Raw genomic sequence first — 19,880 nt, 5'->3', positions numbered from 1 at the left:
CTCGGGGGAGAAACAATGGCGGGCTCATTAAAAGCGGTTCCGTCCCCATTTTGGGGCGTGCGTCTGGTTTGCTATGCAATTCTGTTATCGACTTTTCTATCCTTCATCAGTGCATGTGGACTTTCCCAACCAGCACTGTCGGAAAATTCTGATGAACCCATAACCACAGCAGAACTCTTGACGGAACTTACTCGCATGCAGGAAAACTGGGCGGGTTCAGGGATAGAAGAATATGAATTTTCCATACATAGACAATGCGACTGTCCGGAACAGGAAGACTCCACTCTACATTTAACATCACGAAGCAATATAGAACGCCCGAGTGAAATTCTACAGGGCAACTATAACGTCTCCAGTATGGATGACTACTTTACTGATCTGCGTCAGGCAGTATCACAAAACCGGGTCAAGCGCGTTCGATATAACCCTCGGTATTACTATCCTGAAACCATTGAAATGCAATACGATGGCCGCAAAAGTGGCGTAGTCGTCCATACCAGTGATTTCAGAGTGTTGAGACTGCGCGATGACGGCAACAACACATTGCAATTCAATGGCGTTCTAAGCCAAAACGCGGCGTTCCCTGGTAGTGGTCTATGGCTGGTTACAGACCTCGCCCGCTGGTATGCGCTGAACATTCCTCCTGGCCTGCAAACCGAATTCAGTTCAATTGCTATCGGCACACACATAAAAATTCGGGGGCAGTTACAGAGAGACCCCGTTCTTGGGCAAGCGCGTATCGAGGTGTCCGAAATCGATGTCGAAGATGAAAGCGAAACCACGCCAGTCAAACCAACAAATAATCTTACCAATCTCAACGGCATACTTGCCTATATGGTCGGCGATCCGTTAACGCCAGGTGGACAAGCAAGTCACGTCTTTTCGCTAGTAATGGGTAGCCAGGCGATTACGCTAAAAGTGCAGGAAGCATTACGTCATCAGGCAATATCCCTGCGTACTCAACAAGTCTCACTACTTGGATATTGGGAGACGACTGGCAACAATCCAGCGTGGTTTGTAGTGACGAAAATCCAAAGCGGTACAGCGAATCTTGAACAGTTTACCGGCTTTCTCATTTCCGGAAATTCCGGCAGTGACATACAAAAATTTCATCTGGTAACAGAAAGCGGTCAAACCATTCCGCTGCAACTGTCAACAGCATTAACAGACCTGGCCATGAACTTTAGGCTCAGGGGCTTGCGTGTCAAAATTCTTGGTGCAAGCGTACCGCAGCCATTTACTGGATGGGCCATCAAAGTCGTCCAAATTGAAAGCATACAAAATTATCTCATCGAGCAGACATACACCGGTACCATAGAAGTCGTTTTGCCGACCAGCGGTGTCAATTCTGAAGATAGTTATCTTATGCGAATAGATAGTGGTGAATTGATACGCATTAGCATCCCGTCCTATGTGCGAGATGCTGGCACCCCTCTGCAAACGGGAATGGCCGTATTCGTTGCGGGTCAGTGGATCAATGATGAGAATGGACAGAGGGCACTAGTGCTAACGCGTCCTCCTGCGTTTATCAAAATTCCACCAACTCAACAGCAAGTCAATGTTGTTGGTTTCATTAGTGATATTGGTCAATTCGCTAGTTCCGTATCGTGTAGCGATACGCAAAACCGATACACTATGTTTGTTCCTGCAACAGCAAGCAGTGTTCGGCTGGAGTTGGATGCCAATACAACAATCTTTGGCGCAACAGCGCCAAACAATAATTTTAGCTGGGACGACAATGTTCGTGTAACAGGCTATTATATTGACCAGAACAGATTCAAGGTCGAAAGCATTGCTTATCAGGGCAGTATCACGGTGGGACTTAGCGGCACAGTCACTGCGATCGGAATAGAAGATACCTTTAGCTGTACCGGCGGAATATTCAGTGTTAGTTTGCGTCGAGACGACGGTACTGAATTTACCCTGCGCGGCCCCGCTCAAAACTTTCTACCTATGGGTATTCCTCAACCAGGTGAACGCGTGCAGGCCAATGGTCGCTACACCGGTCCTACCTACGTCATGCATGTAAGTAGTATGTCCCGCGCGACTGACACGCGCCTACTCGGCCATGTCGCCGCTGTCGACTGTCAACAAACCAATGCTAATGAATATTATTTTATTGATTCCAATGGGCCTGTGAGCGTACGCATTGACAAGCAAATCTTTCCAGATCTTTTACAACCCGGCGTTGGCGCATGGGAGATATGGGGTAATTACCAGGCCGATACGTTCGTAGCCGTGTCCATACAAAGCGCGCCTACGATTGCCATGGTTCCTCCACCAATCACAGGAACAATTATTGGTGAACTCACGCCACTTCAATTGAATTGCAGCGTATTGCGCGTGTTTGAATTTGCAGCTCAGACCGAAGGTTCGACGCGTCTGGCCATAGATGAAGCCACACTAAACACTTTGCCCTTCGTAATATCAGACGGAATGCAACTCAGCGTAACGCACTATGTTCGTAACCTCGCGAATCACATGCTGCACGGTATAGCGTTTTTTGATGCCAACAACACTAGCAACGAGACAAGTTTCGAAGGCTATGTGGTAACGCGTTTATGTGATAACGGCTTAACCCGAACATATCTGTTCGTCAATTCCTCCGGCACGGAATACACCTTGAGTGTGGATACCGCCCTGGCCTTTTCGTCTGGACTTGAATTCACCGCGGGACCGCCGCTTGTTGTCAGCGGGATGTTAAGTGGAAACACCATAAACGTCTCCCACATTGAATACAGCTCTAACCCCGCACCGATGTTATACGGGCCGCTTCTGCGAGCAAGAGTATTAGGCACAGCTCAAACTCGTCAACTTGATTGTGGAGTCAATCTTCTTGGATACCATGTGATGACAGATCTTGGACTCAAACTAGTATCCATTAGCGAATCTACACTGGCACTCAGTGGCGTTACGATGACTACTGGCGCCGAGGTCGAGTTACTTTTACCTATGCTGCAAGGCGCGCCGAATCAATTAGTACTTTATCCGCGAGAAATTCACGCTGTCAGCCAACAAACACCGGTTTATCGGGGGACGATAGTACGCCTGATATATTCTTATTATGGAGGTTATAACCGCGACTACTATCTTTTTACAACCGATCAAGGGATAAACTACGAATTGCGCGTTATTCAACCAGGGACGCTGATAGATCAGGGAATTAGTCTAAATGATGGTGCGCGCATCAGCGTTACCGGGAACATGGATTCTTTGCTCTATGTAATCACTGCGGAAAAAATCAGCGCATATTAATGTCCGTTCGGTAAATAAGCTTGGTCAACAGACAATATAAAGAAAACAAATAACTTAAAAATAATTCCAGGTTGGAGAAAAATGGATTTTTTTATCACAAAATTCCGAGTCTATTCGGTGTACTTTTGCTTGCTGCTAATTCTTGGCTGTGGAAGTGGAAATGACGGTTTCCGTATCGTAAACCATACACCCAGCGGAGGAAACGTTAGAGTAGACAGTGCGATTACCGTTCAATTCAGTCAAGACATCAATCAAGCCACGCTGACTTCTGGCTCTTTTTGGTTATCTGACGGTCATGAAAAAGTCCGTGCCGAACTAAGCTATAATAGCGCCACACGCACCGCCACGCTAAAACCGGCAAAGCTGTATTACGAAACCCTATATACCATGAGCGTGGATCACAGCATCACCAACACCAATGGTGAACATCTGGGTGATAATGCAAGAGACTGGACGTTTAATACGGAAGACCGCGTTCCCATATTCACTCACCAACCCGAGCCTGGGGCACAAAATGTCAGCGTAAATAGTAAAGTCAGGTTGGAATTTGAGTATCCACCCGAAAACGCCAGCGTTAACCAGCAGAACTTTTTTATCAGTCTCAATAGCGTGCCGGTACAAGGTAGCATTGATATACGCGATCATGTCGCTGAGTTTACACCTGCCCAACCATGGCAACCGGGTGCGACGTATACAGTCAACCTGTCTACCAACATTCGTAGATCTACCAACGAACCGATGTTCGCCACTCCGCATACCTGGTCATTCACGGTTACGACACAACCCACCAGCACCAAGCATTTCGGCAGTGCAGATGACGAATCCATCGCCGATGCAGTATTGGGAAGTGACGGCAATATCTATATTGGTGGTAGTAAAACGCCAATAGATCTACCCGTTGGAATGCCCAACGCGCCTAGTATTGGCATATTTCCCCCGAACATCGGACCTCCCGATACCCAATCCTATATCGCTAAAATGGATATGAACGGTACAACCTTGTGGGAGAAAACATTTGGAGCAAACAACTATGACACCGTCACCGCACTAGCGTTGACTAGCGCATCGGAAATTGTAGCCACCGGTCAGTCTGATAACCTGATGCCGCAATTGGACACGCCGCAGACGATATCGAATATATTTGTCACCAAATACGATACCAATGGCAATCAGCTATGGGAACAGCAATTCGGCGCTACCGATAAACATGCCATGGTTGCTGGAGTAGCGCTTGATGAACAGAACAATATCTATCTGGCGGGTTCGACTATGGGAGCCGTCGCCGGTTTTACGAACGCCGGTGAGCACGATCTGTTGTTTGCAAAATATGACACCAATGGTCAACAAATATTACTGACGCAGAAAGGTACCGAAAACGACGAAGTTGCGATGGGTATCGTATATTCTGCAAATACACTATACGTTGTTGTTAGTGAGCAGAAAGCCATGGATATGGGCAGCGGAATGGGCGGTCAGTTTCATATCACCAATCCAAGCGCCAATATTCGTTTATTCCGTTTCGATAGTAATGGAACGGAACTTGGACAGAATGAATATATTTTTAATGGCCATGTAGAAGTTTCTCGACCGATGATTTCAGCCGCCGGTGAGCTCTATATGCCGGGTATGGTTCATGGCGGTTTTGATTCCAGTGGTACCGATACCAGCGGCGGATTTCTGCTTAAAACTGATGGCAATGGCCAGGAGCTGTGGCGCAGGCAATGGGCATCCACGGGCGGCAAGCAAGTCGAAACCCATTTAGTCTACCTGGATGACGCACAATCTATTTATGTCGCAGGTATCGAAGTTAACTTTGACCCCATCATGTCTATGCCTGTCTTTGGACCCGGCCAGGCGCCACGCCCTGAGATGCCAACGAGCAATCTTCAGATCCGCAAACTTGATCAAAATGCTGAACAGCCACTCTGGACAAGTGAGATACCTGTAAATGGTCACGCAAACTTTGCTGCATTATTACCTACGCCCAGCGGAGAACTTATTGGTATCGGTAGTGCCCACGGAGGTGTGGATGGCAACAGTAGTATAGGCGGATCCGACGGATTTATTCTGCGCGTAGATAGCGCGGGTGTGGTGCGTTAGCCTTTTTAGCGCTAGTTGAAAGGATCGACTCTTTCATACACATAGACGGGGGTATTAGGCAGCCAACTCATATTCAGGCGCAGGGTATCGATTAAATCAAAATAGGGATTGTTCTTAATCTCACTTAAACTGATGAAAACAAACCCTGATCGCATACCCTCCAGCTTCTTTACCATCTTGCGGAAAAAGCGTGGGGGAAACGCAGTCGAACAACTGTAGATCACCGTTGCATCATTGAGATTTCGTCTCATCAAATCCGAACACACGAATTTCACCTGGCTACATTCGAGTAAGTCTTGCGCTTTCGCCTCGGCCAGACCCATTCGTGCCATTTTGATCCTCTGTCGCGAAAATTCGATACCGACGATTTTCTTTGCCGGTGAACACATTGCAGTTTGAATCACTAACTTGCCAACACCACTGCCCAGATCATAAAACACGTCATCTGGGCCCAGGCCTATGTAATCAATCAGCTTTTGCGCCGCGATATTGGTAATTTCGCCATAAGTGGATGAGGATTTGATGAGGCGCAAGTGCGCCTCTTCTCGCTCGCTAAGATCGACATAGCCATGTATCCCTCTGAATATCTGGCTAATCTGTCGGTGCGGCTTCATGTTGGAGGGGATTAGCGATCTACCTTTTCGAGTACCTGCGTTACAAAGTCCTGTCGTCGATAATTCGGCAAATGCCTCTGCATGTCATTAAATGCGCGGTCCCGTTCCTCGGCAGAGTCAAACCAGCGGAAGCTCTCAAAATCAGCACCCAACAAGTGGGAAGAACTCATCACATCACCCTCTGGGAGCGTCACGCGAATACCGTATTTTTTCATGGCTACTATCTCAGTCCTTAATTCAAACGGGCTCTTATTATAGGGACTGATCTCGCCTTGGCAATATTCTCGGACATTTGGCAGCGTCTGCTCTCAAGTAAGTCGCTGAAACCTTGAGGCCTAATTCACTAAGCATGCCCTTGCTTTTTTAACGTGTGAGGGTGAATCCCAGCCACAGAAACTGGCATAAGTGCCCGATGCTAGATTAGACTGCCAGTTTTCACGCGTTGGAAGCACATGTCCACAGACAAAAGCTCTACACAAACTCACGCCTGGTTGTTCCAACAACTGAAGCTTTCGGCCCGTAGTTTCTATCTAACTCTGAAGATTCTGCCCCCCGCCGTACGCTACCCTATCTCCCTGGCCTACCTGCTGGCGCGTATCGCCGATACCTTGTCCGACCATCATGACTGGCCACAAAAAGTCCGCCACCTGCGACTGGAGCAGTTTCGAGAGTCAGTGCTCAGCAATAAGCCATACACACCACTGACTAAAGCTGAAATCGCTGCACTTAGTGCCAGTGAAAAAAGCATACTCGGACAGACCTCACTCGCCATCGAAGGGGCGAAGCACCTGGATAAAGTCGAGCGGTCTTTAGTCTTGGGCGTATTCGATACGCTGACCCAAGGCATGTTGTTTGACCTGGACTATTTTGAGGATGTGCAAACGCCCAAAGCGCTGGCAAGCAGACAGGAACTGGATCGTTACACCTATATGGTCGCAGGCTGCGTAGGCGAATTCTGGACTCGTCTATGCGCGCAAAATATTGGGGCACTTAGTGGATGGGAACTGGATAAACAGAGCCACTACGGGATTGCCTTTGGGAAGGCCTTGCAGCTGACTAATATTATGCGCGACGTCCGCAAAGATGCCGAAATTGGTCGATGCTACATCCCTGGAGACATACTTGGTGCGGCTGGAAGTAACGCAACTGACTTGTTAGCCTCGCCTCTGAAGCAGGAATTGAGGAACGAATTATTGGCTTTACTGGAACAGGCCAGACGCTACTATGACGATGCACTCACCTATTTTCTGGCCATACCGAAAACCCAGGTCAGACTACGCCTCGCCTGCCTTTGGCCAATGATTATTGGACTATACACACTGAAAGGCCTTCGAAACCACCTCGAACAACAGGACGAATTAATACCCTACAAAATCTCGCGTCGAGAGGTATATCGCATTCTGTGCGCGTCGTTTTTACGCGTTTGGTCAAACAGGTTGATCACGAAATGGTGTACTGACTTCTAACCTTTCTGCTTCACATCTATTATTTTTACTTTATTTTCCCAAGGACTTGTAATCGAAGAAAACCGTGGTAGTATACCAACCTCTTTCAGGTGCGGGGTGGAGCAGCCTGGTAGCTCGTCGGGCTCATAACCCGAAGGTCATCGGTTCAAATCCGGTCCCCGCTACCAATTCCTTTAAGTGTATTCAGTTCATGTTGAACTCTCTAACAGGGTTTCATTGTCTATTGTTTTTGATTTCATAAAAAACATTTAGACGCATACTCTTACGAGACAAATTCTCTCTATCATCACCAGCGATTCCAACGTCAATATCAGCATATGTTTTCCTTGAACTATTACGGTGAACACTATTTAATTTAGTAAATTCATTTACCATTATCAGCTATGTCCAAGGTCGTCTTACAAGGTTACATTATCGCACCCACCGTTGACCTTCCGGCGGTACTCGAAGAATTGCCTCATCATATTCAGAATACGCGTAGCGAACCTGGCTGCCTCATCTTTGAGGTCACGCAAGACAAGGAAAACGGCAACCGATTTGACGTCTACGAAGAATTTGCGAGTGAGGACGATTTCAGCCTGCATCAGGAACGAGTGCGCAATTCCAAATGGGGAGCGATTACTGTGAATGTGGAAAGAAACTACAAAGTAACGAGAATTGACTCGTAGGAGCACCCTCTAAATTCTACGTTTCAGATGCCAGAGTTTGAACAAGTGTAATTTCCCTATTGCGACATGCACCATTTCAACATAGGGTATACATAGCCCGGTTTTGTGGATTAGGAAATTAGACGTACTGTAAAGTCACAATGCCAATCTACCAATTCGCGAAACTCATGAAATCCAGCCGAATCCATTTTAATGATTATAAACGGCTATCATTCAACTACCGACGGCAGTTAAATTCCCGATTGACACAGTATCGAATACGGTCGTCTATTTTGTCACGTATGTTGAAGATTTCGCGGTTTCTGAATTGAGATCTTTCTGAGTCTCGCATCCTTCAATGTGCGCGTTATAAAACTCCTTGCCTCTTCGTAAGACCAGGGTTCCGGACTCGACGATACGCGCCATACTACGAGTATACCGGCAGGCATCTCTTTTACTACCGCTCGCCCATCTCCGAGCGCAGCGACATCGTCCAGAATGTCAGCTGGTATATTCTCCGAAGTCGTACTGATGGAATAAGAGTTGTGATTTATTCTTGCTCGTATCAGTGATAAGACAAATTCGGGGTAAGACCTGCTTTGTTGCAATATATCGCGAACTCTATTGGCTTCTATTCCCTTTTTAAACGCTACCTGTTGAAGCTCAAATACACGCCGTTTCATAAAAAGGTTCGGATGTTCATCGAAGTATTTTCGGATAACCAGCTCATCCGGTGTGCTGATCACTTTATGCACATCATCACGAGCGACTTTCTTAAACGGCGTCTTCTCTGCATCTGCGTAAGCGAGCCAAATCTTTGATCGTTGATGTAACTCTTTTAGCTTCTTTTGTGCAATGCGACTATTTGACTCTTCACTCAAGTAATCAAAAGAAGTCGTCTTTCCACTATACTCAAGAGTTGCGTAGTGACTATCATTCGATTGATTGAGAGACTCACTCGAAAAAGCAAAAAGAAAAAGTACCGTGAAAATATAATGCGTGATATGTTTTGACATGATCCCCATCATTGTTTCCTTCTAATCTATTTGAATTTATTTTGATCAATACGCGACCAACCCAGACAGACTGAGAAAAATCTCGCGTTCCAGGTAGACCACATATTCAGAGCATCAATGCAAACGCGATTCCAAGCCTGAAGGACCGAATTCTTATTTGTTAATAGATAAAAAATTCAAACGCTTCCAACTGCTGTCATTCCCCTGGTCTTTAAATACAGGACAAAACAGACAATCATCTGGCGTCAGATTTTTGTCGGGATGTGACAATGAAGTTTGAACTTACCTATAGAGTAAAGCAGAAGAGTTTGAATAAGTCTAAGTACCAGACCAAAAAGACACTGTATTTGACCCTAGTCTGTATTGGGGCTAGTAGTCGAACACCCTGAAAACGGGTAAACTGTCACCCTCGTAGGAAATTGAATTAAAATCAAGTCGATGAATTATGGAAGAAATCGCCGAGTTTTCCCTCGAAAACAAATCTGATACCGACTCAGAACTGCAGTATAAAAAATTACCCTGTGGGCTGCTTATCCCTGGACTGCTGCTGGAAAAACAATATCAGTTATCCGACCAGTACTACTTGCTCATAACCTCCGACGACTGCCCTTATGAAGAAGGTCTACACCTCATACTACTCGATCAGCAGTTCAACATACTGGAGATTCTGGATATAGGCCTACCCTACACCGCTGCCGCGTTTGACAATGCCAGCATCACTTCCTCAAACGATTTGGAATTCGACTTCCTCCCCGAGACACGATACCAAGTGTCGATTGAACCTAACGGACAACGTTTTCGCTTCGCAAAAGATTTAACCGAAGTGACACATCGCAATAACGTATTTGAAAAACGTTTTATTCGTATCCAGCGTCTAAGCCCGAAAGGAAGTTAACACATGACTGACAACAATCGCGTAAGCGATCCTGAAGCCCAGGCCGCCATAAGAGAACTCGAAGTACAGGCAGTGAACTTTGCTACGCGTTTTATAAAAGACGCCGCTGTACGCGCTGAATACATGCGAAAAACCAAAGAAATGGCAGAAGAACTGACCCAGGCCTACAAGAGTGGTGCTATTAGCGCAAAACAGGCAGCTGAGCCGGACCGACTCGTCTCGCCGTCAAGCACCATGTTGGGCTGCGAAATCATCTTATTTCTATACTTGATGACGGTTGGTCTTCGTCCGACGAAAAGGCTTGTATTCGATTTCTCGAAACCATGTAACGGGCATCAGACGGCGTTGAAAACCTTCTACGTTTGAAACGATGATACGATCCAGGCTATTGGGCATTTCTATGCTATCAAAACTCGCAAAACAAGGCGGTGGGCATGTAGCAGGTCCGTCATTGTAAGTCGCAACGATCTCCCCATAGTTATCGTTGTGAACATAGACATTGATACTGGCGGAAGTATAAAAACCCGGACCAAATACATAATTCTGCTCTACCATCGCCTCGCCAAAGGCATCTGTCTCAACAGTAAGATACTCATAAGTGCCTGTTGGCGTGTCCCCGAAGTCTTTCAGGAACGACACCGGCACTCCTGCTACTGGCACTCTTACACCATCTACGATATCAGTAACAATCACTCTACCGACAACTTTGCCAGTATTAAAATTTCCTACATGTGTGAAGTTGCTGAAGCTCACTTCATATCGCTCACTGAGACGTATCGCCTTCCCGAGCAAGAATTTTGTGTTTAAGACTGCTCTTGTTCCATCAGAAAGTGTACGAGGCGATTTGGGGCCTCGATTGGTGGTCACCACTGCATAAAAGTCTACGTCCGGTTCATCTGAAAATGTTCCCGGAACGGAAACTGAGAACTGTGTACGTCCAGGTGTTATCGCGACAGGTGGTTCCGGTTCAACTTCACTTATGCTTTCGACGACGTTGTCTGGGTCAGTCACGCGATAAAACTGAATATTCTGGATATTGTAAATGTCCGTTTCGTCGCTCGTATTCTCGGGAATTTTCAAATACCGTTCCGAGGTATGCACAATATTGGCTGTTAACTTTAAGCGTTGCTCTCCCTGTTCATTTAGGTAGCGGAAAGCAGTCACTCTTTCGCTAAGAGGCGAGCGTGAAAGTATCTGTTGATCCAGGGTTTGCGTGAACACTGCATCTTCTTTGTATTTGAGCAGTTCTGCGACAGGCTTTAAGGCCCACAAACCCTCATGTTTACCAGGCACAAACCCCTGCTCTATCGCCAGAAAATACTCTGATTCAAAATTTTCGTTTACGATATCACCGGGTACCGTCATTATGTTGGTGGTTTCCGAAATACCGATGCGATAGCCAAAAAACTCATAGCCTAACAAACGTAATCCCGCTTCGAAATATGCCATCACTTTACGATGGACGGTTACCGTTTCAGTTAAGGTGTTTATATCAGGCACAATATTGTCAAAATCCGCCCAAGCTTCGCCGCTGCTCTGTTGTAAAGGGCCACAACCCTCCGCATCACACTGCAAGCCCATTGATAGCTGCCCAAATACACGGGCGCTGGCCTTGATATTACCGGTATTCGCGAAGGCGTTTTGTTCCGCAAACATTCCGACTCGCAGAGGAACCTCCAGTTTATAAAACTCCTCAAATATGCCATCGACTTGTAGCTGGATATCGAATATATCTATCTCACATTCTGTCGCAGTCTCAAACGCCACAACATCGGCCTCGAAATACATCCCGCCCTCGATCACACCGTCAATCGCGAGCCTCTTCAAACCAATGCCTTCAGAGTCATAATCGAATACCAGATCGAGATCATAATCGAAGGTAATACTATCCGGAGGAGTGATATAGAAAGGATCAGTATCGCCCGCAGCCCCTTGAACACGACAGACCATAAACCACTCCCGATAGCTAGCACTACCGTCGACGCTTCCGATTGCTGCTGCGCGAGGGAGCAATTTGTTCTGTGGTTTAGCTTGTGTACTATCATTTTCTTTTTTCAAGGTAAAAGTAAGACGCCCTTCCTCATCGCTGCTAATATCATAGGCATCGCGTACTTCAGGTTTTACGAATTTTTCCAAGTTCTCGATTTTGGTCTTCTGCTCAACTTTTAAATCACTAAATAACAGTTTGGGCGCCAGTGGCGAAACAGTGATAACTTTGCCCCCGTTTGATTCCGCTATGTCTACTACCGAACCGCCGAAAAACCTATCACCTTCAACAATGAATTTGTCGCCTATGTTAACCACACGCTCATTCGATACGGTAACCTTAAACGGGTTCTCGCTAGACGGTGGCGCATCGGGATCATTAAAAACGGGTACCACAAGTATATGTTCGCTCTCTAAAATAGATGTATCAACGGCCACTGTCGCGACGGTGATATTAAAAGGTATGCCACTATGCTCCCCCACCGATGCAGTAATACGCGCAAATCCATTCGTCACATAACTGGTTACAATGCCCTCTTGTGTTACATCTACCTGATCCGGACTATCTGAATGCCACTCAAGTGGCGTATCCAAGCGCTCGCCGATCTTATTTACAGCATAAGCGGTCAATTGAAGCGTGCTGTCCTTGCCATTCAATATGACTTTCGTTTTCTCACTGACGACTGCAGAAACATTGGTGTCTTTCTCATCACCAGGCGCGGTAACACTACCGCACGCATTCAAAATCGTCATGGAAGCCACTAAAAATAGGAGTGAAAATTGATTCTTGTTGTTCATATTGCCTTTCCTTCTGCAGATTACGCCGTTATTTATCGAATATATCTTTTGTTTCGGCTAGTCTAAATCGTATGCGCAGAATACCGTCATTTCTTACCACTGCGAATACCCAAGATTTGGTATTTTACCTAATATCAGGGATATACTTATGAGTTGGTTCACTATTGTGTTTTTTGAAGGCAGTAGAGGTCATGGCCATTGTATGAGCACCAAATCGACATTGAATGTGAGCCAGCTTATGATAAGCCTCAATTCTCAGAAACTTGACGTTTTGTTTTTGAATTGAAAGAGCTGAAAACCGAAAATATTAGAGGTATCATACCGATCGAAATCACAGGAATATCTCTTAAAATCCAGACGCCAAACAAAATTGTTGCAGCAAAGGATATCAACGATCCCAAAAGTACTGAAAATTCACTCCATTTAGTTATTTTTGTAACTAGAAGAACAACACATGTAACACCAATTAAAAATCCTGCAATTGAGATATAGAATATCTCTGCCAGCCTTTCTTCTGGAAGATCAATTCCCAAACTTAGTGCTTTCCAAACACTTATAATCCAGTCAACTCCCGACCCGGAAGCTGCCTGAATATATGGAAGAAAAGCAACTATAAAACAAAACAATGCCGACAAAATTACATTAAATAATTTCATAACCCAATGACAAATAAATTGAACATATCACAGTCCTAATTATTAGTATTTCCAACAGCATCGCCGACCGCCGAAGCTGCCCCTCCAATCGGATCTGTGCTGATTCCCATACCTAGACCTACGACTCCTGCAATACCACTAGTACATTTTAGGAACCCCTTGTAATCAGAGTGTAAAGGATCACCGTAGTTAGGAAAATTCTTTTTGCATTTCCCAATGCCTTTAGAATTGCAGATTAAACCGACTCCAATAGAAACAGCTGGTACAAAAACCCCAATCCAGTTTTTTCCAGTTGGATCAATCCGAATAATAGGGTTACCACTTACATAGTCATATGTATTCTTCACACCATCCAACCCAATCGGGTCAGACGTCACATATCTCCCGGTAGTCGAATCATAGTACCGAAAATAATTATAGTGCAATCCACTCTCTGCATCATAATACTGTCCCTCGAAGCGGAGGTTGATGTGTTCTTCATCGACATGCGATTTGTGTTTACTCTTTCCGTCGTGACGCTCATCGTGACGATCTAGCCACTCCGGCTGTGTATCCCCAAACGCATTACCCATCCAGCGCCATATCTGTTCACCGTCTGTATTCGTAGCTATACGCGGCGTGCCTAGGTGATCGGTTACGACTATATACAACTTCCGCGTAAAGATCTCGAACCAAACGCGTTCTAGCATCGACTGATAAGGAAAGCACATTCGAGGTATTGAGATTCGAATAAACCGAATGGAACGACGACCAGTGTTTTGAAACACCGGCCGCTAAAGACGTTGCGTTGGGTAAACCTGTATACCGAAGTCCAATCGTCAAGGGGTATTCATGCCATGTATACCCGGTGATAAGCGTTGTATCTTCCGATATCACCGTCTTCCCTGTCGGCTGATACCAGAAATTTGCGGCGAAACTCAACTCATAGACAAATCCTGAAAGGAGATCCGATGGTATATCAATACCGATTTCGATATGGTTGCGGTTAGCCAGGTCGAGAGGCTCATGCTCAAGAACCCCAGAGCCTCTAACCGCTTCTTCAAGCCCAGTGAGTGGATTTACCTGTATTTGAATATTGTCATAAATTATCCGATAGCTAGGCTGCTGCGCCCACACCCCTCGCCCAATTGAAAAATAGGTCGAATAGTCCGCCGCCGAGACTGAACCGAAAAGTGGTGTTATCAAAAGAAAAAATAAGGAGATGCGACGCATGAGATATTGTTTTAGATAATTTTCTCGGGATTATACCCAAAAGTCGGCGGAATGTATCCCAAAGAATAGTGTGATTCAGGCAGCACCGGCTAAACGGAGACTGTAGACACATTTTGTGTAAATGCAGTTACACAGAATGGTGTTTACTGTCTCTGTGTAATTAATGGCAATTTTCATCAAACCCTTTTGCAAAAACCTCTATTGTTTTTTTGTCCCTACCAAATTTCAGCACATATTCATTTCCCCACCGATCCAATGGAGTCGCATTATAACCAAGAAACTCAGCAAGATCAGGCCAGGGATCAACATCGCTTGGCAATCGGTTATACTTATTCTTAAATTTCGTAATGGCACTTTTAACAGAATGCATTCTCGCAATCTCTCCCATGCAACGCGAATCATCTGGCGGAAAATATTGGGGTACGAGAAAAATAGTAGCAATTATAGTAATGACAACTAAAGTGACATATCCTATTTTTCGCATCCACACTCTCCGCTGGTTTCATCATACAACCTATCAATTTTCTCCTTATTCGATTCGGTAAAAATATCTGCTTTTTCCCAAATGTCTAAGTGGTGCGCTCCGAGCCCAAATCCTCCTGTAGCGGAGTCCCATTTGTCTCCCCAATAATTTTCAGCACTCCCCAATACTGTATCATTAGCATGAAGTGTTTCATGATATAAGGTATTTACCAATTGCCTAAACTGGGACGGCGACAAAGTAGCCGAAATCTGATAAGCCGGAAGCACGATTGTGCCGTCTATAATTCTTCCGTCCACGCCCCGAGGTAAACTGAAGGAGTATGTAACGTTGGGAAAATCTAAATCAGGAAACGTATCTGAAATTAAATTACTGGCAACCTGCACATCACATAAATTTAGTCCCAACAGATCAATATTTCTGTTTGGATTCCCCCCAACATACCCAAACGTATTCAACCCACCATCCAACCCAATCGGATCAGATGTCACATACCGTCCTGTGCTCTGATCATAATATCGGAAGTAATTATAGTGCAATCCACTCTCTGCATCATGATACTGTCCGGCGAAACGGAGGTTGATGTATTCGTCATCATCATGATCACGTCCATTGTCTTCGTCATGCGATTTGTGCGTACCCTTTCCTTCGTGATGCTCATCGTGATGATCTAGCCACTCCGGCTGCGTATCTCCAAACGCATTACCCATCCAGCGCCATATCTGTTCACCGTCTGTATTCGTAGCTATACGCGGTGTACCTAGGTGATCGTGTGTGGAGATAGTGTATCGTTTCCTTTACGCGGATGTGTTGCCTACGAGAAGGCCTTGATCTAATTCCAATTAGTAATATCTTTATTTTCCCCTTCGCCATTCGGACTATAGTCTGCGCCATAGGTCCAAAGGTCATAGGCTTCCGTATTATGTATTCCGGGATTCGTATATCTATACGGAGCGCCCCAAGGATCCAAAGGTTCATCATTCTTTAAAGGTATTTTTCCTAAAAATACCGAATTTGGTTTACTGTCCTTAAGCTCAACGAACCAACCAGATTCGTTCGGATAACGACCATGTTGCTGCCGGAATTTACCGATCTCTACATTCAATTGATCTATAGCTAGCTGTGCATATTTATTTCTTGCCAACGATTCTGAACTTTCTTTTGTGAAAATATTCCAGAAAATGAATCCCGCAACAAGCGGCAACATTACGACAACTGCAGTATTGCTTTTTGATTTTTGGATTTTCATAGTCGCTACTTCACACTATCTCACTTTGCACAACAATTTTTTGTTGCTTCCCATTTGCAACTTTCGCGTACATTATCTACCCAGTGAGTACAGTTATTAGTCATGCAGTCGTACACTGAACAGTCACCTGCTTTTCCAATACTTTCTAAAACACATTGGTCAAATTCTTCTTTTTCACACTCGCCACCAGCGCCATTATCGCTAGTACAGAACTTAGCGACATCTTTGGTTTCTTCTAATATCATTCCTCTGTTTGGACAGTCTGGGTGATTACCTTCGGGCCACGGCCAATTTCCCGCACATTTATCGCCTACACAAATATATTTATGTGGCCATTGCCCCTCCCAGCTCCAGCATACTTCCGCAAGCCCAAGAGGGTCTACCCAGTTTAGAGGACTCCCCCCAACATACCCAAACGTATTCAACCCCCCATCCAACCCAATCGGATCAGACGTCACATATCTCCCTGTACTAGGATCATAGTACCGAAAATAATTATAGTGCAATCCGCTCTCTGCATCATGATACTGTCCCGCAAAGCGGAGGTTGATGTGTTCTTCATCGTCATGTTCACGTCCGTTATCTTCGTCATGCGATTTGTGTGTGGCCTTTCCTTCATGATGCCCTTCGTGATGATCTATCCACACCGGCTGCGTATCTCCAAACGCATTGCCCATCCAGTGCCATACCTGTTCACCGTCTGTATTCGTAGCTATACGCGGTGTACCTAGGTGATCGGTGTGGAGATAGTGTATCGTTTCCTTTACGTGTTTGTGTCCATATTCACGGTCACCTTTCTTGTCATCCCTTTTATGCTTACCTTTCGCATGACCAATTCCCTTGTTTGCATGTCCGCTGATCTGGGCAAGCGGTGTCGCATCCACCCATACATAGGCCTTGATCAAGTCCCCTTCCGGTTTGGTTTCTGCAATTAACTGGCCGTTGAGGTCGTAGTGATAGACGATCGTCTGGTGTGGATGCTTATCGTGTTTGCCATACGCCTCGTGATCGTCGTGATCGTCGTGATCGTCGTGATCGTCGTGATGTTTGTCTTCACGGTGATGCAGGGTCTTGCTGATGCGTTGACCGAAGGCGTTATAGGCATAGCTAGCGTGTAGTCTGTCTTTGCGATAGAAACGCACCAAACGATTGGCCAGGTTGTATTCAAAACGACGTTTGCCGTCTTTGTCTGAGAGGGTGTTGCCCTGTTCGTCCAGAATTACTGAACGGTTATTGGCCAGGGTGAGGCGGTTGGTGTTCGTCTCATAGTTATAGGCAAGATCGCGCTCATCTGTCGTCTTTTGTAGGCGGTTGCCGTTGGCGTCATACAAGAATACAAACATGGGCAGTGCGTAGACTGTAGACACATTTTGTGTAAACGCAGTTACACAGAATGTGTGTACAGTCTCAATTCTTGTTGCAGACGCGCTAACTATCTATAGCTTTTAAGTATGTTTTCAAAGCCTTTTATAAAAGGCTTTGAGTATTCACCAGACTCTACTCGCGGACAGACGATCTCCAACAAAACTTCCAACATATAGGGCCAGTGTATGCCATTGTCCTTATCAAAGGAAAAAGTGTGCTTTTCTGACAGATATTTCATCGCACTAGAAACGGAATTGGGATCACAATTGTTACTGATCAATGTATTACAAAATCCCATAGCTTCTACATAAATCTGTTCACTCAATTCATTTACTGATATAGAAAAGGTATTATGCGAATTAGCCGCGATAATTCTTGCTAATATTGAAGACGCCTCTTTTAATTCATTTTCATCTAGTTTTTCACAACTCATAACGCTACCTAAGTTCAAAGATTGAATATTTTGGTGCAGTTGGGTATTTTCCTAACGCTGCGCATGTATCATTGTACCGTTCAGCGTGATCATTATAGTACCTTTTCATTTGCTTTATCTGATCCCATGGCAAACTTCGAGTTGATTCGATTCTCCGAATATCTTCCCATAGGCCTCTTAGATAATTCCATTCTACTACACAGGGGTCCTTTTCCTCTGGTTCAGCCGGACAATTTTCACCTTTACTTTGGGTGTCTCCACGACCGGGAAAAGGAACTACGTTATCGTCGATACCATCATTATCCACGTCGCTAACTCCAGGCACAGGACTAGCAATGGGATTTGCTATCGGACCTGGCTTCGGCACAACCACCAAAAACGGATTTAATCCATACGGATCGACAGAGATTGTCGGTTGATTTTTAACATACCCAAACGTATTCAACCCACCATCTAACCCTATCGGATCAGATGTCACATATCTCCCAGAATTCGGATCATAGTACCGAAAATAAATTAGTGCAATCCACTCTCTGCATCATAATACTGTCCCGCGAAACCGAGATCGATGCTTGTGTTGTCTTCGAGATCTCGTGCTAAGCCACTGTTTTGAGTCTATCACTTGAATGGCGTGACACTCCATGCTTATCGATACATAGCACGTAATTTAAATAATTGAACAGTAGGCAGATAAGTAGACATTAAAATTGAAAGAACTATTCAGAAGTTTCTTGCAAATCTTCACCTTCACCAATTCCACCCTTTTTTTGATCACTTCCATAAGTCCACAACCTGAATGTTTCATTTCCATTTTCTATTTTCACTATATAGTTATAAGGATTCCCCCATGGGTCGATAGGAATCTTATTTATTGACCACTCATTAACACTTCCCCCATTGGCTGGAACAAGAACTTCTAGATCTCTAGGGTACACGCCGTTTAGTTTCTCATATATAGCAACATATTTGGAAATCAGATTTAAATCTGCCTTTGCTTTAACTTGTTTTGCTTTTGACTCTCCGTCAAAGTGCGTAGTCAACTGATATACAATTGGCAGTATCCAGTAAGAGCCCGATAGAAAAAGTAATGCAATAACCAATACAAATACAGCCTTATTTTTGAGTGCTTTTAGCATTTCTTAATCTCTAATATTTTTCTACTTAGGATAAGTATTAATACTTGGCCTGGCTGAATTTGCAGGTACGGTACCTTGCCAATATTGTAAAATTTCTGCTGATTTCTGATATACCCAGTCATGATACTCTCCGCCGCTGTATATATCCGAGGCCATATAGTTAAAATCACCACCCAATTGTTTGCTTAAATGTAAATGCAAGAGTTCATGAATCAATGTATCCTTTAGCTCCTCAACTTGTTGGTCACTAAGGCAATCGGTTAAATATTTTTCTCGAAAAACGATACTGTTTCCATACGCCATGCCACTGTACAGAGTATAGTTTAATATGGGATTTGTGTAGTAGTTTACATCTTTAGTTAATTCAGGATAGTTAATTTCAAGCCATTTCCATGCGTTTGAAACATCCTCAGGACTACGCCCAAATGGATCAATTCGATTATTAGGATTCCCCCCAACATACCCAAACGTATTCAACCCACCGTCCAACCCAATCGGATCAGACGTCACATATCTCCCCGAACTCGGATCATAGTACCGAAAATAATTATAGTGCAATCCGCTCTCTGCA

Annotated in this window: 18 protein-coding genes, 1 tRNA gene and 3 pseudogenes; 7 read left to right on the top strand and 15 right to left on the bottom strand. The window is 44.9% G+C overall.

Features of this window, described 5'->3' with window-relative positions:
- The first annotated feature begins 15 nt into the window (after positions 1–15).
- Together OEZ43_17895 and OEZ43_17890 are read left to right on the top strand one after the other, a co-directional pair.
- Complete coding sequence (locus OEZ43_17895) at positions 16–3,255, top strand: DUF6174 domain-containing protein (protein MDH5547456.1); 3,240 nt, start codon at positions 16–18, stop codon at positions 3,253–3,255.
- A gap of 81 nt (positions 3,256–3,336) precedes the next feature.
- Positions 3,337–5,355: an Ig-like domain-containing protein gene (locus OEZ43_17890; protein ID MDH5547455.1), complete on the top strand. Its 2,019-nt coding sequence runs from the start codon at positions 3,337–3,339 to the stop codon at positions 5,353–5,355.
- 11 nt (positions 5,356–5,366) lie between these two features.
- Here the strand turns inward: OEZ43_17890 and OEZ43_17885 are convergent, their stop codons facing one another.
- Both OEZ43_17885 and OEZ43_17880 read right to left on the bottom strand, forming a co-directional pair.
- Positions 5,367–5,969: a hypothetical protein gene (locus OEZ43_17885; GenBank protein MDH5547454.1), complete on the bottom strand. Its 603-nt coding sequence runs from the start codon at positions 5,967–5,969 to the stop codon at positions 5,367–5,369.
- A gap of 11 nt (positions 5,970–5,980) precedes the next feature.
- On the bottom strand, positions 5,981–6,184 hold the full coding sequence (locus tag OEZ43_17880) for a hypothetical protein (GenBank protein MDH5547453.1): 204 nt from the start codon (positions 6,182–6,184) through the stop codon (positions 5,981–5,983).
- Positions 6,185–6,421: 237 nt separating this feature from the next.
- Here OEZ43_17880 and OEZ43_17875 point away from each other — a divergent pair, with 237 nt between their 5' ends.
- The 3 genes from OEZ43_17875 to OEZ43_17865 all read left to right on the top strand — a co-directional run bounded on the left by OEZ43_17875 (position 6,422) and on the right by OEZ43_17865 (position 8,103).
- Positions 6,422–7,435 (top strand): squalene/phytoene synthase family protein, encoded by a 1,014-nt coding sequence (locus OEZ43_17875; protein MDH5547452.1) that lies wholly within the window; start codon positions 6,422–6,424, stop codon positions 7,433–7,435.
- A gap of 90 nt (positions 7,436–7,525) precedes the next feature.
- A tRNA-Met gene (locus OEZ43_17870) sits at positions 7,526–7,602 on the top strand.
- A 216-nt stretch (positions 7,603–7,818) separates the two neighbouring features.
- Positions 7,819–8,103 (top strand): antibiotic biosynthesis monooxygenase, encoded by a 285-nt coding sequence (locus tag OEZ43_17865; GenBank protein ID MDH5547451.1) that lies wholly within the window; start codon positions 7,819–7,821, stop codon positions 8,101–8,103.
- Between the two features lie 275 nt (positions 8,104–8,378).
- On the opposite strand, the gene OEZ43_17860 is transcribed toward OEZ43_17865, so the two are convergent.
- Positions 8,379–9,098: a peptidyl-prolyl cis-trans isomerase gene (locus OEZ43_17860; GenBank protein MDH5547450.1), complete on the bottom strand. Its 720-nt coding sequence runs from the start codon at positions 9,096–9,098 to the stop codon at positions 8,379–8,381.
- Between the two features lie 445 nt (positions 9,099–9,543).
- Between OEZ43_17860 and OEZ43_17855 the strand changes: the two genes are divergently transcribed.
- The gene (locus OEZ43_17855) at positions 9,544–9,993 is read left to right on the top strand and encodes a hypothetical protein (protein MDH5547449.1); all 450 of its coding nucleotides are present in this window, start codon (positions 9,544–9,546) and stop codon (positions 9,991–9,993) included.
- A gap of 3 nt (positions 9,994–9,996) precedes the next feature.
- A complete protein-coding gene (locus tag OEZ43_17850) occupies positions 9,997–10,359 on the top strand; it encodes a hypothetical protein (GenBank protein MDH5547448.1) in 363 nt (120 codons plus the stop codon).
- Here OEZ43_17850 and OEZ43_17845 read toward each other — a convergent pair.
- The 12 genes and pseudogenes from OEZ43_17845 to OEZ43_17790 form a co-directional block, all read right to left on the bottom strand.
- Positions 10,255–12,777, bottom strand: coding sequence for a hypothetical protein (locus tag OEZ43_17845; GenBank protein ID MDH5547447.1), 2,523 nt, complete (start codon positions 12,775–12,777; stop codon positions 10,255–10,257). The two genes, OEZ43_17850 and OEZ43_17845, sit on opposite strands and share 105 nt — an antisense overlap.
- Positions 12,778–13,025: 248 nt before the next feature.
- A complete protein-coding gene (locus tag OEZ43_17840) occupies positions 13,026–13,433 on the bottom strand; it encodes a hypothetical protein (protein ID MDH5547446.1) in 408 nt (135 codons plus the stop codon).
- Positions 13,434–13,720: 287 nt separating this feature from the next.
- Positions 13,721–14,005 (bottom strand): annotated as a pseudogene (locus OEZ43_17835) (RHS repeat-associated core domain-containing protein).
- 16 nt (positions 14,006–14,021) lie between these two features.
- The gene (locus OEZ43_17830; protein ID MDH5547445.1) at positions 14,022–14,645 is read right to left on the bottom strand and encodes a hypothetical protein; all 624 of its coding nucleotides are present in this window, start codon (positions 14,643–14,645) and stop codon (positions 14,022–14,024) included.
- Between the two features lie 160 nt (positions 14,646–14,805).
- Positions 14,806–15,129: a hypothetical protein gene (locus OEZ43_17825; protein ID MDH5547444.1), complete on the bottom strand. Its 324-nt coding sequence runs from the start codon at positions 15,127–15,129 to the stop codon at positions 14,806–14,808.
- A gap of 395 nt (positions 15,130–15,524) precedes the next feature.
- Positions 15,525–15,899 (bottom strand): annotated as a pseudogene (locus tag OEZ43_17820) (RHS repeat-associated core domain-containing protein).
- A 59-nt stretch (positions 15,900–15,958) separates the two neighbouring features.
- On the bottom strand, positions 15,959–16,375 hold the full coding sequence (locus OEZ43_17815) for a type II secretion system protein GspG (protein MDH5547443.1): 417 nt from the start codon (positions 16,373–16,375) through the stop codon (positions 15,959–15,961).
- A gap of 20 nt (positions 16,376–16,395) precedes the next feature.
- Positions 16,396–17,718, bottom strand: coding sequence for an RHS domain-containing protein (locus OEZ43_17810; GenBank protein MDH5547442.1), 1,323 nt, complete (start codon positions 17,716–17,718; stop codon positions 16,396–16,398).
- An 89-nt stretch (positions 17,719–17,807) separates the two neighbouring features.
- Complete coding sequence (locus tag OEZ43_17805) at positions 17,808–18,173, bottom strand: hypothetical protein (protein ID MDH5547441.1); 366 nt, start codon at positions 18,171–18,173, stop codon at positions 17,808–17,810.
- A 424-nt stretch (positions 18,174–18,597) separates the two neighbouring features.
- A pseudogene (locus tag OEZ43_17800) lies at positions 18,598–18,758 on the bottom strand (RHS repeat-associated core domain-containing protein).
- A 131-nt stretch (positions 18,759–18,889) separates the two neighbouring features.
- On the bottom strand, positions 18,890–19,309 hold the full coding sequence (locus OEZ43_17795; GenBank protein MDH5547440.1) for a type II secretion system protein GspG: 420 nt from the start codon (positions 19,307–19,309) through the stop codon (positions 18,890–18,892).
- Positions 19,310–19,330: 21 nt separating this feature from the next.
- Positions 19,331–19,880, bottom strand: a 550-nt coding sequence (locus tag OEZ43_17790) for an RHS repeat-associated core domain-containing protein (GenBank protein ID MDH5547439.1), incomplete at its 5' end; no start/stop codon positions are given.

The sequence above is a fragment of the Gammaproteobacteria bacterium genome, from assembly GCA_029881255.1.
GTDB lineage: Bacteria > Pseudomonadota > Gammaproteobacteria > S012-40 > S012-40 > JAOUMY01.
The sequence above is the reverse complement of the archived record's forward strand: the minus strand, read 5'-3'. Positions and strand labels throughout refer to the sequence as shown.